The sequence below is a fragment of the Bifidobacterium miconisargentati genome (assembly GCF_019331675.1).
Lineage (GTDB): Bacteria > Actinomycetota > Actinomycetes > Actinomycetales > Bifidobacteriaceae > Bifidobacterium > Bifidobacterium miconisargentati.
This window is the reverse complement of record NZ_JAHBBJ010000003.1, coordinates 105,116-120,434: the sequence shown is the minus strand read 5'-3', so window position 1 is coordinate 120,434 and position 15,319 is coordinate 105,116. Positions and strand designations below refer to the sequence as shown.

Here is a 15,319-nt window from a genome sequence, read left to right as displayed (position 1 = left end):
GACGTACCTTCGTACGCCTTCCCTCGGTGCGCTTTGCGGACACACACGCCGGCCCAGTGCTTCCAGCACTGACCTTTCCTCTGGCTCCCCTCTCTGAGGGGAGCTGGCAGCGAAGCTGACTGAGGGGAGCCCTTGGTCAGCCACGAAATGTACAACACTCCACACAACGAAGTAAACAAAGGAGCCATCATGGCAATGGAAAACCCCTTTGAGGGCAAGGAAATCTGGTTCGGCGTCGGTTCGCAGGACCTGTACGGTGAGGAAGCGCTGCGCCAGGTCGCCGCTCACTCCGCCGAAATGGTCGACTACCTGAACGCCACCGGCAAGATCCCGGCCAAGATCGTCCTCAAGCCCACCCTGAAGTCCTCCGACGGCGTCAAGCAGTTCATGGTCGAGGCCTCCGCCAACCCGAACGTCATCGGCGTCATCGCCTGGTGCCACACCTTCTCCCCAGCCAAGATGTGGATCCGCGGCCTCGAAGTGCTGACCAAGCCGCTGCTGCAGCTGGCCACCCAGCACCACAAGGAGATTCCGTGGGAGACCATCGACATGGACTTCATGAACCTGAACCAGGCCGCCCACGGCGACCGTGAGTTCGGTTACATCGTCTCCCGCCTCGGCATCCCGCGCAAGATCGTCGTCGGCCACTACACCGACCCGGAAGTCGCCGAGAAGGTCGGCACCTGGGCCCGCGCCTGCGCCGGCTGGGACGCCTCCAACAACATGAAGGTTATGCGCTGGGGCGACAACATGCGTAACGTCGCCGTCACCGAGGGCGACAAGACCGAGGCCGAGCGCGTGTTCGGCGCCTCCATCAACACCTGGGCCGTCAACGAGCTCGTCGCCGCATACGACGCCGTCAAGGACGACCAGGTCAAGGAGATCATCGAGGACTACAAGGCCAAGTACGACGTCGACCCGGCCCTGCTGGACGCCAAGTACGACTCCCTGTTCATCGCCGCCAAGGAAGAGGCCGCGATGGTCAACATGATGCGCGCCAACGGCTGCACCGCCGGCGTCGACAACTTCGAGGACCTCGGCGCCCTGCCGCAGCTGCCGGGCGTCGGCCCGCAGCGCTTCCCGTCCGAGTACGGCTGGGGCTTCTCCGCCGAGGGCGACTGGAAGACCGCCGTCCTGGTGCGCATCGGCGCCGTGATGGGCTACGGACTGCCCGGTGGTGCCTCCCTCATGGAGGATTACTCCTACAACTTCACCGAAGGCAACGAGCTCGACATGGGCTCCCACATGCTCGAGGTCTCCCCGGCCATCGGCACCATCGCCAAGCCGAAGCTGGAGATCCACCCGCTGGGCATCGGCGGCAAGGCCGACCCGGTGCGCCTGGTCTTCTCCGGTGCCCCGAAGAAGGACGCCGTCGTGGTCTCCATGGCCGACGAGCGCGAGCGCTTCCGTCTGCTCATGGACGTCGTGGACGTCGTCGAGCCGCAGGGCTCCCTCAAGGAGCTGCCGTGCGCCCGTGCCGTCTGGAAGCCGCAGCCGTCCCTGAAGACCGCCGTCCAGTGCTGGATCACCGCCGGCGGCTCCCACCACACCTGCATGACCACCTCCGTCGGTCGTGAGGCTTGGGAGGACTTCGCCCGCATCGCCGGTGTCGAGCTCGCCGTCATCGACGAGAACACCACCGCCCGCCAGTTCGAGAAGGAGCTGGAGCTGTCCGAGATGTACCACCGTCTCAACAACCAGCACTGATTGACGGAGCGGTATCGGCATGGTGGAAGGTCCGACGTACCTTCGTACGCCTTCACCTTCCATCGCACCGATACCGCACACGTCAATAGGTGAATGGGGAAATTGAATTCAGGTCTCTGTGCCACTTCTTGGCTCCCCTTGTCAGGGGAGCTGGCGGCGAAGCCGACTGAGGGGTAGTCCCATCAAGATCAGAGCCTGACCGTTGATTGCCATGCAAGGGCCGTTCCGGGAAACCGGGCGGCCCTTTCGCGTTGCAACGAGAAGAGGGTTGGATCCGGTAGTGGCTCCTGCCGTTGCCATCGGACCAAGGGCTGGCTTTCTGCCGTCGCTGAGCCGCACCGATTCACAGCCCCAAGCGCTTCGATACGAATTCGGAGGCCTATTCGCCCCGCGCCGCGGCCACAAACACGTCGAAAATGGCCTGTGAGCGGGTGTCCACGCAATACAGGAATTCGGGATGCCACTGCACAGCCCACAGGAACCGGCTCGCCGGCCGCCACAGCGCCTCAATCACGCCATCTGGCGCGGTAGCCATCACTTCCAGACCCGCCGCCGGCTCCCGCACGGCCTGATGATGGTAGCTGTTCACCGCGATCTCTGACCGCCCGGCGAACAACGCGGCCAACGGTGTGCCGGGAACCAGAGAAACCGAATGCCCGAACGCATCGTACGGCGGATTCATATGATGCTCGACCGCACTGGGATGCTCGCTGGGCAGGTCCTGCCACAACGTGCCACCCAGATATCTGTTGATGAACTGGATGCCGCGGCAAATGCCCAGAATCGGCTTGTCCAGCTGCATCACGGCCGGCAGCAACAGCGATTCCATGCGGTCTCGTTCGGGACTGAGCACTTCGCTGCGACCTGTGGCTCCGGCATCGGACGCAGCGGTGGAGTCACCGGCTGGGGAACCGGTCTTCGAATCGGCAACGGCTGTCATGGGAAGTGTGGCGCCGGAGCCTGTAATCGAATCCGCATCCGGCTTCGTGCCATTCGGCCCCACGTCCGGCCCCACGTCTGGCCCCACATCAGGCCCGCCCGTGAACAGGAACGCATCGAACCGTTCGGCGCATTCCTCCACCGCATCCGCGTCGTCGGTCAGCGGCAACATCACCGGTGTGCCGCCCGCGCGCAGCACCGCATCCATGTAACCGGGCAACATCCACAGGCTGTCCCGCCCGTAATCCATCAACGGTGTCACGGCGATCATTGGTCTATCGGTCATGACGGCACCTCCATTCCGGTGGCCCGCATCGGACCTCCAGTCGATTCGCAGCGACGCCGCCACTGTACCGGACCGATGTAACCGTCAGATCAGGGGCAGTTTGAGCAGGCAGGTCCACGTGCCGTCCTCGACGGAAGCGGTGAACTCGCCGCCCGCCGATTCCGCCGTCTGCCCGCATCGGGCGATTCCCGTGCCGCCGGTCAGTGCCGATGTCAACGGATTACGTACGGCAGCATCAACGTTGTCTTCCGAACCGGTGTCTGGAGAACCATCCGGCAGCGGCTGTCCGGCTCGTCCGCATCGCTTGGAGCCGATGCCGTTCGATGCCGACACCGTGGCCAATCCCGGTCCGAGAGTGATTGCGATGCAATAGCCGGAATCCGGGGCGGCATACTTCATCATGTTGCCGACGATCTCATGCAGGATATCGAAGAGGGCGGCCTTGCGCTCGGACGTGCACGCCGAGGATTCCGCACCGCCGATGATGGTCTCGCCGACCAGCCCGTTCGCATGCAGCCGTGCATCGACGGATTCGCCCAACTCCCGCAATTCGTCCGTCGTAAGCGAGGCGATGCGTGCCGGCGGGACAGACGATGACGCTGTGCCGGCACGTCTGGGCTGTGATGGTCTTTTCGCTGATGAACTGACGGCGGGCGCAGAGGCCGCGATCCTGTTGCACATGACATCCTGCGCTGCCTCGGAACCTGTTTCGGGGTCAGGCTCGGGGGTGGGCCGGATGCCGGTATGCGAGTCGTCGGTCACCGAGCCGCCGTCTGCATGGTCCAATCCTGCGATCAGCGTGCGTATCTTGGCCAGCGATTCGGTTGTGGTCCGTTCGATGAGGGAGATGGTCTCGGCCTCATCGATGCGTCCGATCGGATTGGCGCGTTCCTGGCCGGGGCCATGCATGAGAGCCGACTGTCCGCTGTTCGGCAAGCCAAGGTCTTCCGGCACATCCATTTCGCCGTGAGTTCGACTTCGTACCGCATCCGACTCCAATTGTCGGGCCAGCAGCAGAATCGTGGCCAGGTCGTTGGCCACCGAATGATGCAGTTGCGTCGCCAATTCCTGATCGGCCAACGTATGCAGTAGTTCCGCGCGTTCCTGTGCCTCGATTTCCTGCCGTTCGCGCCAGCTCATCATCGAACCGAGCCAGAGCGCCACCATCAGGAACGCGGCCGTGGCGCACACGATGGTGAACACCGAAGAATCCCATGGGTACAGCCAGATACGCGACGCCGTGGCCGCTTCGGCCGCCACCGCCGCGACCAACGCCATACCGACATGCAGATAGGTCATGACCGTGATGGCCACCAGCAGGCAGAACAGTATCGAAAACGGCGTGGTCTGCGGCACCACGCACCGGGTCGCCCAGAGCGCCACGATCGCCCAACCGCCGACGCTTGGCAGCAAGGCCATAAGCAGACTGCATACGATTGCGAGCAATGCGAAGAGCAACGTGACATCGCTGGCCTCGCCTGCCGCATACAGGTACGCGGTCTCGATCACCGCCGGAATCGCCGCGCACGCCAGCAGCAAACGGGTGCGCGCATCCCAAAGCAAACGTTTGCCCGTGTTCCTGCCATTCGTGATGCCGGTTGAGGTACCGGCCGCATCGATGACTCCCATGGCTCACATCCTCAGATATCGGCGGCACAACGCCACCGCCTCGTCGCGGTCCCGCGCATGCAGTTTCTCCCGCACCCGGGCGACCTGCGAGAAGATCGTGCCCTTCGAGATGCCGAGTTCGGCTGCGATCTCCTCGGTGGAACGGCCGTCCGCATACCGCCGCATGATGGCCGCCTGCTGTGCGGACAATGCGAACGATCGCGTCGGCTGACTGTCCGACTCAACGTTCGTTCGGGACTCCATGCCGGCGGTTTGCGCTGTTCGTGCGGTGGGGGTGGTGATTGGAGCGGCACTATTCGGGAGCCCCATCGCGGTGCGTTGGCTGGCCACTGCACACGGTGCGGCACACGTGCCGTGCGATCGCGCTCCCATTGGCTGCGCGCCGACCGGTAGCCCGGCCGCGGAAAGGCCGACGGCGCATTGGGCGGCAAGACGACGAATCATGCGTGTGATGGCCGCGATATCGTCCTTGCTGATGACATCGGCCGCACCGGACTCGCACGCGGCATCCCGGTATACAGCCGGGTCGTATGCGGTCATGCCAAGCATTGGCAGCTCCGGCGCCCAGCGGCGGACGGCCCGGCATACGTCGACGCCGGTCATATCCGTCAGCGCCATATCCACCAGCAGCACATCCGGCCGGTCCTGTGCACGTATGCATCGCTGGATCGCGGCCGCCCCCAGCTGTGCGGTCCACAACACCGTGAACCCCTCACGGGCCAGTAGCGACCGCAACGCCATCAGTGCCATCGCATCGTTGTCCACCAGCGCGATGGTGATGTGGCCCTTCCCCTGTTCCATAACCCATAGTCTATGGCGCTCGCTGTGACGCACGGCAACTCATGTCATGCGGCGCATGTCAGCGGCTATGCTTCTTGAGATGTCGGGTCATAGTCTGGAATCATCAATCCACCCGATTGGTGCCGGACGGAACCGATAGACTCCGTTACAACTCGGCCGACATGGCCCGGCAGGACTCGGCTTCGCCGCCGGTTTCCCCGACAGGGGAACCGAGGACAAGGACCGCGTCGATCTTGGCTGAACGGAGTCGACTGGCACCCGGGATGGATTGAGCGGTCAACAACCATCACCCGAGCAAGGAGGCCCGTAATGAACAAGGCGATGCAGGCACTGCGCAACCATACGTCCGTGCCCAATGGCGACCGTGGCCCGAAGCGCGATCCAGGGTATGATCCGGAACATTCGGGTGGCAATCCGGGCAATCCGTCCGACCAGCGCGCCGTGCGACCCCTCTGGTGGTGGCTGCTGGCGGCGTTCCTGGCGTTCGCCGTGATCGTGACCGGCGCGTTCGTCTGGCAGCGCTCCACGCGCATGACCTCCCAGAAGATCGTAGACGAACTGGTCGCCCTCGACCCGAACGTCACCGAGGCACAACTGGAATCACAAGGCTACGTGTACGGCGGCGAGGCCGTGGCCGGCTGGCACGGGTACTCCGACGGCGAATCGTACCCGTGGTATTTCAATCCGGACCAAAAGAGCATCGACAAGTTCGTCGATGACGTGAAGGCCGGGCGCGAATCCGTGCTGAAACTGGTGGTGCGCGGCGTGGGACCGACGCAGCAGACGCCCGCGAGTGACGGGGATTCCGCCACTTCCGGCGATACGGGCGGCGTCTCGGTGCGCGTCTTCTGGTACGACCCGAACGTCAGCGCCGACTGGGCCGAGAAGTCGAGCACCCTCGACCCGGTAATCATCCACCATGACGGCAAGGGGCAGATCCGCGAATGGTGGTGGCGCAAGGGCGAGGTGGTTGTCTCGGACAAGCGATTCTCGCGCGGTATCGAGCAGGTCGACGATGCCAACACCACCTATGTGCTCAAGCATCAGCCGTCAATTCCGGCCACCGCCACCGGCAAGCAGTCCACGGATGCGGGTTCCGGGCAGGCCGAGTCCGGCAAATCCGGCCAGATCGGGCAGACCGGTGCCGGCGATTCCACCAAGTCCGGCGATTCCGATGACTCCGCCAAGGATGCCGCACAGGATCCCGCCGTCATCACCGCCTACGACGAGGTGCTCTACACGCTCGGCGGCTGACAATGGCGTAATGGCTGTCATATGCCCGGATTGCCTCACTAGCCGTTCCTCAGCGGGGCAATCCGGGCAGCTATGCGTCATTGTGCTGCGATGAATGAATGTGAGCGGGGTATTCCGGGCAGGTGATGACCTGTCAGCCCCGCAGACATCAGCTCAGCGGGGCATTCCGGTGGTTACCTATCCGTCATGTCCCATTGAGCGGTGGGAAGCGGGGCAACACGGGTATTAACGTGCCACGTCGCCCCGCCCACTGGTTTTGAACGGGGTAATACGGGCGGCAATACGCTGCCTTGCCCCGGTCTGGCTTGAATCAGTGGGGCGACATCGGGAGTTAATGCCTGTCTCGCCCCGGTCCAGCCTGAATAAGTGGGGCAGGACGGCCACTTGCTCACCGTGTAGCCCCGCTTACGGGCGTGCAATACGGGTAACAGGGGCAATACGGGGCAATTTCAGCCGACCAAGCCCCACCGCTCACCGTTTGCCGTTGTAGATCTCGCTGTCGATCACGTCCGCGAAGACACGGTTCACGGCCGGGCGCACCACTTTCAGGGACGGCGTCAGGCACTTGTTCTCCTGCGTGAACTGCGTGTCCAGCACCGCGAACTTGCGCACGGATTCGGCGCGGGAGACCGTGGCGTTCGCCTTGTCCACGTACTGCTGGATCTCCTCGCGCACCGCGGCGTTCGTGGCCAGCCGATCCACCGGCGTCTCGACGGACAGGCCGTGCGCGGGCAGCCAGACGGCCAGCGACTCCGGGTCGAGCGTCACCAGTGCGCCGATGAACGGACGCTGGTCGCCCACCACCACGCAGTGCTCCACGATCGGGCACTTGGCGATCTCCTCCTCCAGTGGGATGGGGGAGACGTTCTTGCCGCCGGCCGTGATGATGATGTCCTTGATGCGGCCGGTGATGGTGATGCGGCCCTCGTCGTCGATTTCCGCCAGATCGCCCGTGCGCAGCCAGCCGTCAGCGGTGAACGCCTCCGCGGTCTTCTCCGGCAGGTTGTGGTAGCCGCGGAACACGTTCGGGCCCTTGACCTGCAGCTCGCCCTCGTCGGAGATGCGCACCGAGGAGCCGGGGGCGGGCTGGCCCACCGTGCCGATCACGTTGTCGCTCACGCGCGTGGCGGCGAACGGGGCGGCCGTCTCGGTCATGCCGTAGCCCTGGATCATCGGCAGGCCGATGCCGTTGTAGAAGTGGGCGAGGTCCAGGGACAAGGGCGCGCCGCCGCAGGCCACGTACTTGATGCGCGGGCCCAAGGCGCCGCGAACCGTGCGGTAGACGAGCGTCTCGTACTTCGCGCGCTCGGCGATCTCCGCAAACGTATGCTTCTCGCCGGCCTGTTCCTTGCGGCTCCAGACGCGCGCGGCCTCGGCGGCCTTGAGGAACAGACGGCCCCGGAAGCCCGCGCCGGCCTTGTGCGAGGCGGCGTTGTACACCTTCTCGAACACGCGCGGCACGCCCAGCAGATACGTGGGTTCGAACGAGCGCAGGTCCGGCAGCAGCGACTTGGTGTCCGGCAGGTAGCCCACCACGCCGTCGTCCGAGGCGATGGAGGCGTACTGGATGAAGCGCGCGAAGCAGTGGGCCAGCGGCAGGAACAGCAGCAGGCGCGGATGGTCGTCGAGAATCATCTCATGCAGCGCCTGCGAGGCCGCGATGGTGATGGACACGAAGTTCTTGTGCGTCAACTCCACGCCCTTCGGGGTGCCGGTGGAGCCGGAGGTGTAGACGATGGTGGCAAGGTCGTCGATGTGCACGGTGGCCACGCGCTCGGCCAGCTCCTCGTCGGAGACGGCCACGCCGAAGCCCTCCAGCGCGCCCAGCGCGTTGCCGTCGATCATGAGGATCTGCTTCAGGGACGGGCAACGGTCCTTCACCGAGTCGAGGCGGTCGAAGCGCTCGCGGTTGTCGGCGATGGCCAGCTTGACCGAGGAGTCGTTCATGATGTTCTGGGCCTGGGAGGCGGAGTCGGTGTCGTAGATCGGCACGCTCACCGCGCCCACCGCGGCCAGCGCGAAATCGATGATGCCCCATTCGAGGCGGGTGGAGGAGAAGATCGTCACCGCGTCGCCCTTGGCGATGCCCAGTGCGATCAGGCCCTTGGCCGTGCGGGTCACCAGGTCGTTGAACTCGCCGGTGGTGACGTTCTGCCAGCGTCCGGGGCCGAGTTTCCTGGCTGCGATGACCGTGTCCGCGCCGGTGCGGGCGAGTCGGTCCGTCAGCAGTGAGTAGATGGTCTGGTTGTCGTTGAGGGTGATGGATTCGCCGGGGGTGGTGTATTCGGTGAGCATGGATATGCGGGTTCCTTAGGGTGCGCGGGTCGTGTCTGTCGTAAGTCTTTCGGGGATGGCTGTTGACGATTTCGGCCATTCTGTCCACGAGGTTACGCGCGCGTAGGTGGCCGCGCGTTGTGCGTACCGGAGAAGTTGGGGCGTGCGTTTTGTCGGTTGCCTACAAGGGCGGCGGACGGAAGCGATGGATGTGGCAATGGGTAAGGCAACGGATGGGGTATGCGGATCGCGCGCGATGGCGGATGCGATGGGCAGGGGTGCCCCCGAACGATGGCCCCGAGCGGCACCCCGAGCAGTAACTCCGAACGATAACGGTTTGGCAACGATTTGCCGTTTAAGTTCATTTTTGGTCATTACGCCGTCCGGCAAGGGGTAGCATATCCTTTCGGCAAGAATCGTGTTAACGCTAACAAGCCAATCGGGGCAGGTCGACAGGCCGGCTCGGCTGGCCAACCGGACCGGTCGAATCGACCGAATTATCCCAAGCGTTGCACCCCTTGCGGGCATCGTCGGCGACGCAACGTCACGCCGCGCCACAGAGAAGAAGAACCAAAGGCAATCAGAGAAACACGAGGTCACTGCAGTGAGTCAAGCGACATCGACAAGCGAACCCATCAAGACGGTCGAGGAAGAGGACGAGCACCAGCGCCGCGGTTCCGGCCGCTACATCGTGGGCCTGGCGCTGAGCGCCGGCCTGGCCGGTCTGCTCTACGGATACGACACCGTGTCCATCTCCGGCGCCATCGACTTCCTGCAGTCCAAGTACGCGCTGAGCCCGGCGCTGCAGGGCCTGGTCATCAGCTCCATCATGATCGGCGGCGTGATCGGCGCCGGCTTCTCCGGCTTCCTGTCCGACAAGTACGGCCGCCGCAAGATCCTCATGTTCGGCGGCGCGTTCTTCTTCGTGGCCGCCCTGTGGAGCGCCTTCACGTTCAGCCCGTTCACGCTGATCCTGGCCCGCGTGATCGGCGGCATCGGCATCGGTCTGGCCGCCGCGCTCGCCGTGACCTACATCACCGAGTCCGCCCCGACCAACATCCGCGGAGCCCTGACCAGCGCCTACCAGCTGCTGACCATCTCCGGCATCTTCCTGACCAACGTCATCAACTACTTCATCGCCTCCTCCGGCTCCCACGAATGGGGCATCGAATTCGGCTGGCGCTGGATGCTCGGCATCGGCGCCATCCCGGCCGCCATCTTCGTGGCCGCCCTGTGGTTCTCCCCGGAATCGCCGCGATTCCTGGTTCAGGCCGGCCGCGTGGAAGAGGGTTACAAGGTCCTCGAACGCATCAACGGTTCGGACAAGGCCCGCCGCGACGTGGAGGAGATTCAGCTCCAGATCAAGGCCGAGCAGGAAGCCAACGCCCAGTTCTCCGACCTGTTCAAGCCCGGCCTGCGCAAGGCCCTGCTCATCGGCATCTTCCTGGCCATCTTCAACCAGGCCATCGGCATGAACGCCATCTCCTACTACGGCCCGGTCATGTTCAGCCACATGGGCTTCGGCGGCAACACCGAGTTCCTGGCCTCCTCCCTGGTGGGCGGCATCGAGCTGGTGTTCACCGTGGTGGGCATGTACCTCATCGATACGGCCGGCCGTAAGAAGCTCATGGCCGTGGGTTCCGGCCTCATGGTGCTGTTCGCGCTCGGCATCTCCTTCTCCTACGCGAACAACTACCAGCTGCTCATGCTCATCTTCGTGATGTGCTTCACCTCCTGCTTCGCCTTCTCCATGGGCCCGATCCCGTGGATCATGATCCCGGAGCTGTTCCCGACCTACCTGCGTGGCCGCGCCACCGGTATCTGCACCGTGTTCCTGTGGGCAACCAACTGGGCCATCGGCCAGTTCACTCCGATGCTCATCAGTGGCATCGGTGGCATGGGCACCTTCCTGGTGTTCGCCTGCACCAACCTCATCTGCTTCCTCGGCGTGATCACCTTCGTGCCGGAGACCAAGGACAAGACACTGGAGGAGATCGCCGAGCTGTGGAAGCCGAAGGACGAGCAGCAGTCCAACGCGCAGCTTGAAGTGGTGCGCGCCACCGCCGACCTCAAGCAGGCCGAGGCGGACATCAAGGCCGCCGAAGCCGAGCTGGCCCGCGCACGCCGCGCCAAGGAACGCGCCATCGCCACCAAGGCCGCCGCGGAGGCGCTCGTCGCCGCGCAGAAGCGCCGCTAGTCGCTAGTCGTTAGTCGCACGCAGCCGCAATCGGGCGATCGATCATTGGCCGATTGCATTCGTTTGGGGCCGGAGCCTCCCGTCTGGGTGGCCCGGCCCCAAACCGTCTCTGGCGTGTGCCCGTCGTTTCCGCTACGGTGGCAAGCGGTCATCGTTACGTGAAGCTGTGTTTGACCAAGTGATGAATGATTCGCAGGACTGCCCCTCGGTCGGCATTCTCCGACAGTTCCCCTGACAAGGGGAAGCCGAGGAAAAGGACGGTTGGTCTGCGTTGTACGCAAAGTCTCGTCAAAGAGTCTCGTCAGGAAGGGGAAACGACAGGCATGTTCGATAAACGACTGTTCGCTATCACGCCGGGACTCGGCCGTCTGGTGGCCGGCAAAGTGGCGCTGATGTGGGTGAGCCTGCTGGCCAACATCGGCTTCATGCTCTCGCTGGTCATGCTGCTGCAGGGGCTGCTGGCCGCCGCGGCCCCGGACATCTCCCACTGCGACGACACCTCGCCGGACGTGATCTGTCCAACGCCGCTCGCCGACGTCTCCGGGTCCGCCGTGCTGCCGATGGCCGGCGACCTCATGATCTACGTCCTGCTCGCGTTGGTGTGCGCGGCCGTGCGTTACCTCGCCACCACCCACGCCACCAGACTCGGCACCGAAGCCGCCGAACGGGTCAAACTCGCCCTGCGCTCCAGGCTCTACCGCAAGATGCTGGCCCTCGGCCCGTCCTACAAATCCCGCGTGACCACCGCGGACGTCATCCAATCCGCCGGCGAAGGCGTCGAGCAGATCCAAAGCTTCTTCGAACTGTTCCTTCCGCAGCTCTTCTACGCCATCCTCGCACCCGTCACGCTATTCGCGGTCATCGCTCCCATCGACATGCCCTCGGCGCTCACCATGCTGCTGTGCGCGCCGCTCATCATCATCGTCACCGGCATGGTCTCCATGACCGCCGCCCGCGCCTTCAAGAAGTACTGGGGTCGGTACACGGACATGGGCGCCGCCTTCCTGGACAACCTGCAGGGCCTCGAAACGCTGAAGAACTTCGACGCGGACGATCGTGCCGCCGCCGAAATGGACGAGAAGGCCGAGGGCTTCCGCGTCATGACCATGCGCGTGCTGCAGATCCAGCTGCGCTCGCTCACGGCCATGGACGTGGTGGCGTACGGCGGAGCCGCGGCCGGCATCGGCGTGGCCCTATGGCGTTTCGCCCACGCGCCCGTTTTCGCGGACGGCTGGTCCCTTGCGGTGCTGGCCGACCACCTGACGCACCCGTTCTCCTACCTCGCCTACGGTCTGCAATACCTGATGCCGTTCGGCGTAGGCTTCCCGCTCACTCTGGCCGGACTGCTGTTCATCATCCTGCTGTCCGCCGAGTTCTTCATCCCGATGCGCCAGCTCGGCTCGTTCTTCCACGTGGCCATGAACGGCATGACCTCCACCAAGCGCATCTTCGCGCTGCTGGACGCGCCCGAACCCGCCCATGGCGTGGCCTCGCTGCCGGCCGGGGATAAAGCCCCCGAAGTCCGGTTCGACAAGGTGGGCTTCTCCTACGACGACGGCACCGAAGCCCTCTCCGACGTGACCTTCACCGCGCGGCCGGGCCGGTTCACCGCCATCGTCGGCGTCTCCGGCTCCGGCAAATCCACGGCCGCCGCGCTGCTGGCCGGCTCGCTCATCGGATACCGCGGGTCGCTCACGTTGGGTGGTGCGGAAGTGTCCGATCTGTCCGGCGAGGCGCTGGCCGGTGCGGTCACGTTGATCGGCGCACGCAGCCACCTGTTCGCCGGGACGTTGCGCGAGAACCTGATGATGGCGTTGCCGGTCGGCGAGGGGAACGGTCCCGCCGGTGCCGTGGACGTCGCGAACGTTGGCAGCGCCGGTTCGACGGATTCGACTGAATCGGCCGGTTCGGCCGGCTCCGTCAACGCGGCCGACCCGGCTTCCCGGCCCACGGACGACCGAATGAACAATCGAATGGACGACCGGTTGTGGGCCGCCCTCGAGCAGGCCCGCATCGCCGACTTCGTACGCTCGCAGCCGGCCGGCCTCGACATGACCATCGAACCGGACGCCGCGAACCTGTCCGGCGGCCAGCGCCAGCGCATCGCCATCGCCCGCGCGCTTCTGCACGACTCCCCGGTGTTCGTCTTCGACGAGGCCACCAGCAGCGTGGATGTGGAATCAGAGGCGATGATCCTCGACACGATCCGCGAACTCGCAGCGATCCATGGCAAGACGGTCATCATGATCACGCACCGCATGGCCAACGCCGAGCACGCCGACCAGGTGGTGGTCCTCGAACACGGTCGCTCCATCGAAACCGGCACGCACGCTGAACTCATGGCCGCGGGCGGCCGGTACGCCGAACTGTTCACCACCCAGGCCGACATCGAACGATTCGACGGACGGGCCGCCGGACGGGCCGCCGGACGGGCCGCCGGCGAGACAGCCGGAGTCGCGAATGACGCGATTCCGCACGCCGGTACTCCGACCGCGCACGGCAAACCGACGGACGGCCGGAAACCCGAGAAGACCGCACCCGCACCACCGCTCACCACCTGGCAGGTCGTCGGCCGACTGCTCAAGGAAGCCAGCCCGCTCGCGCGACTCATGGTCGCGGCCACCGTCTCGGGCAGCATCGGACACCTCGCGGCCACATTCCTGCCGGTCTTCGGCATCGTGGCAGGCTTCGCGCTCGCCGACCACCCGGTATGGGGCATGGGCGCGGGCCCGGCGCTCGCCGGCATGATCGTGTGCGCGCTGCTGCGCGGCGTTACGCGCTACGTGGAGCAGTACCTCAACCACAACGTGGCCTTCCACCTGCTTGCGCTCTTCCGCTCCAAGGCCTTCGCCTCGCTGCGCAGACTCGCCCCCGCCAAGCTTGCCGGCAAGGGCAAGGGCGACCTCATCGCCATGCTCACCACGGACGTGGAACTGCTGGAGATCTTCTTCGCGCACACCATCAGTCCGGTGGCCATCGCCGTGACCACCACCGTCGTCTACGCGCTCGCCATCGCCACGCTCGACCCGCGGATGGCGCTCATGCTCATCGCCGCCCACCTGGTCATCGGCGTGATCGTACCGAAGTTCTTCGCCACCGGCGTGCACAACCTCGGCCCGGCCATCCGCGGCGCCGCCGGCAAACTGGACGACGTGATGCTGGACGACATGCGCGGCCTGGACGAGATCATCCGCTTCGGCCGCGGCGAGGAGCGCGCCCGTGCCATCGAGGACCGCACGCGGGCCCTGTGGCGCGACCACGCGAAGCTCAGCAGCGTCAACGGCCGGTTCGCCGGCATCGGCGGCCTGCTCGTGTTCCTGCTGATCGGCATCGCCACGGCGCTCGTGATCCGCTTCGCCGCCGAGCAGCCGCTTGACATCCCAGCGCTGGTCACCGCATTCGTGCTGCTCGTCAGCTCGTTCGGCCCCACGCTCGCCCTGAGCGCGCTGCCCGCGAACCTCACGCAAACGTTCGCCGCCGCCCGCCGACTGTTCGGCATCATGGACGAGGCCCCGGCCGTCACCGAAACCGGCATCGCCACCCCTGAATACGATGGCATGCGCCTGGACCATGTGGCATTCGCCTATCCGGCCGCCTCCGGCACCGCCACCTCGCCGATTCTCACCGACTTCAGCCTCGACATCCCGCGCCACGGCATCCTCGGCGTGCAGGGCCCGTCCGGCCGCGGCAAGTCCACGATGCTCAAGCTCCTCATGCGCTACTGGGATCCGCAGTCCGGCCGGGTCGCGATGTCCGGCACGCCGCTGCCCGCAATCGACGCGCATCATCGCCGCAGCGTCCAGGCGATGATGAGTCAGGAAACCCACCTGTTCGACGGCACGATCCGCGACAACCTGCTCATCGCCCTGCCTGAATCGGACATCGAATCAAGCCCGTCCGACGCCCTTGACGCGCGACTGCGCGAGGCGCTGGCCAAAGCCTCGGTGCTCGACCTCATCGATTCCCTGCCGGACGGCCTCGCCACGCAGGTGGGGGAGCTTGGCGATCGCCTTTCGGAAGGCGAACGCCAGCGCATCGGACTCGCCCGCGTGTTCCTGCGCCGGGCCGATCTCATCCTCTTCGATGAGCCGACCAGCCGCCTTGACGCCCTCAACGAGGCGATCATCCTGCGCTCCATCCGCGGGGTCGCCGCCGAACACGGCACCGGCGTGGTGCTGGTCTCTCACCGCGAATCCGCCATGCGCATCGCTGACGATGTGCTGGGTCTGTGA

General features: G+C 65.2%; 8 protein-coding genes. 4 read left to right on the top strand and 4 right to left on the bottom strand.

Features of this window, described 5'->3' with window-relative positions:
- Nucleotides 1-189 precede the first annotated feature (189 nt).
- Nucleotides 190-1,707 (top strand): L-arabinose isomerase, encoded by a 1,518-nt coding sequence (gene araA, locus KIH81_RS02870; RefSeq protein WP_109057650.1) that lies wholly within the window; start codon nt 190-192, stop codon nt 1,705-1,707.
- 379 nt (nt 1,708-2,086) lie between these two features.
- Here the strand turns inward: araA and KIH81_RS02865 are convergent, their stop codons facing one another.
- The 3 genes from KIH81_RS02865 to KIH81_RS02850 form a co-directional block, all read right to left on the bottom strand.
- Nucleotides 2,087-2,896, bottom strand: coding sequence for a gamma-glutamyl-gamma-aminobutyrate hydrolase family protein (locus tag KIH81_RS02865; protein ID WP_236029216.1), 810 nt, complete (start codon nt 2,894-2,896; stop codon nt 2,087-2,089).
- A 120-nt stretch (nt 2,897-3,016) separates the two neighbouring features.
- A complete protein-coding gene (locus tag KIH81_RS02855; RefSeq protein ID WP_214303989.1) occupies nt 3,017-4,561 on the bottom strand; it encodes a hypothetical protein in 1,545 nt (514 codons plus the stop codon).
- A gap of 3 nt (nt 4,562-4,564) precedes the next feature.
- Nucleotides 4,565-5,362 carry a response regulator transcription factor gene (locus KIH81_RS02850; RefSeq protein ID WP_214303988.1) on the bottom strand — a complete coding sequence of 266 codons (798 nt, stop codon included), beginning with the start codon at nt 5,360-5,362 and terminating at the stop codon, nt 4,565-4,567.
- 309 nt (nt 5,363-5,671) lie between these two features.
- Here KIH81_RS02850 and KIH81_RS02845 point away from each other — a divergent pair, with 309 nt between their 5' ends.
- Nucleotides 5,672-6,616: a DUF2264 domain-containing protein gene (locus KIH81_RS02845; protein WP_214303987.1), complete on the top strand. Its 945-nt coding sequence runs from the start codon at nt 5,672-5,674 to the stop codon at nt 6,614-6,616.
- 471 nt (nt 6,617-7,087) lie between these two features.
- Here the strand turns inward: KIH81_RS02845 and KIH81_RS02840 are convergent, their stop codons facing one another.
- On the bottom strand, nt 7,088-8,911 hold the full coding sequence (locus KIH81_RS02840) for an AMP-dependent synthetase/ligase (RefSeq protein ID WP_214303986.1): 1,824 nt from the start codon (nt 8,909-8,911) through the stop codon (nt 7,088-7,090).
- A gap of 397 nt (nt 8,912-9,308) precedes the next feature.
- Between KIH81_RS02840 and KIH81_RS02835 the strand changes: the two genes are divergently transcribed.
- Both KIH81_RS02835 and KIH81_RS02830 read left to right on the top strand, forming a co-directional pair.
- The gene (locus KIH81_RS02835; RefSeq protein WP_338024730.1) at nt 9,309-11,087 is read left to right on the top strand and encodes a sugar porter family MFS transporter; all 1,779 of its coding nucleotides are present in this window, start codon (nt 9,309-9,311) and stop codon (nt 11,085-11,087) included.
- 323 nt (nt 11,088-11,410) lie between these two features.
- On the top strand, nt 11,411-15,319 hold the full coding sequence (locus KIH81_RS02830; protein ID WP_214303985.1) for a thiol reductant ABC exporter subunit CydD/CydC: 3,909 nt from the start codon (nt 11,411-11,413) through the stop codon (nt 15,317-15,319).

What these genes read in the sequence shown, in the direction of transcription:
- araA (WP_109057650.1), top strand. Translation starts at nt 190, where the DNA reads ATGGCAATGGAAAACCCCTTTGAGGGCAAGGAAATCTGGTTCGGCGTC.
- KIH81_RS02865 (WP_236029216.1), bottom strand. Translation starts at nt 2,896, where the DNA reads ATGGATTACGGGCGGGACAGCCTGTGGATGTTGCCCGGTTACATGGAT.
- KIH81_RS02855 (WP_214303989.1), bottom strand. Translation starts at nt 4,561, where the DNA reads ATGGGAGTCATCGATGCGGCCGGTACCTCAACCGGCATCACGAATGGC.
- KIH81_RS02850 (WP_214303988.1), bottom strand. Translation starts at nt 5,362, where the DNA reads ATGGAACAGGGGAAGGGCCACATCACCATCGCGCTGGTGGACAACGAT.
- KIH81_RS02845 (WP_214303987.1), top strand. Translation starts at nt 5,672, where the DNA reads ATGAACAAGGCGATGCAGGCACTGCGCAACCATACGTCCGTGCCCAAT.
- KIH81_RS02840 (WP_214303986.1), bottom strand. Translation starts at nt 8,911, where the DNA reads ATGCTCACCGAATACACCACCCCCGGCGAATCCATCACCCTCAACGAC.
- KIH81_RS02830 (WP_214303985.1), top strand. Translation starts at nt 11,411, where the DNA reads ATGTTCGATAAACGACTGTTCGCTATCACGCCGGGACTCGGCCGTCTG.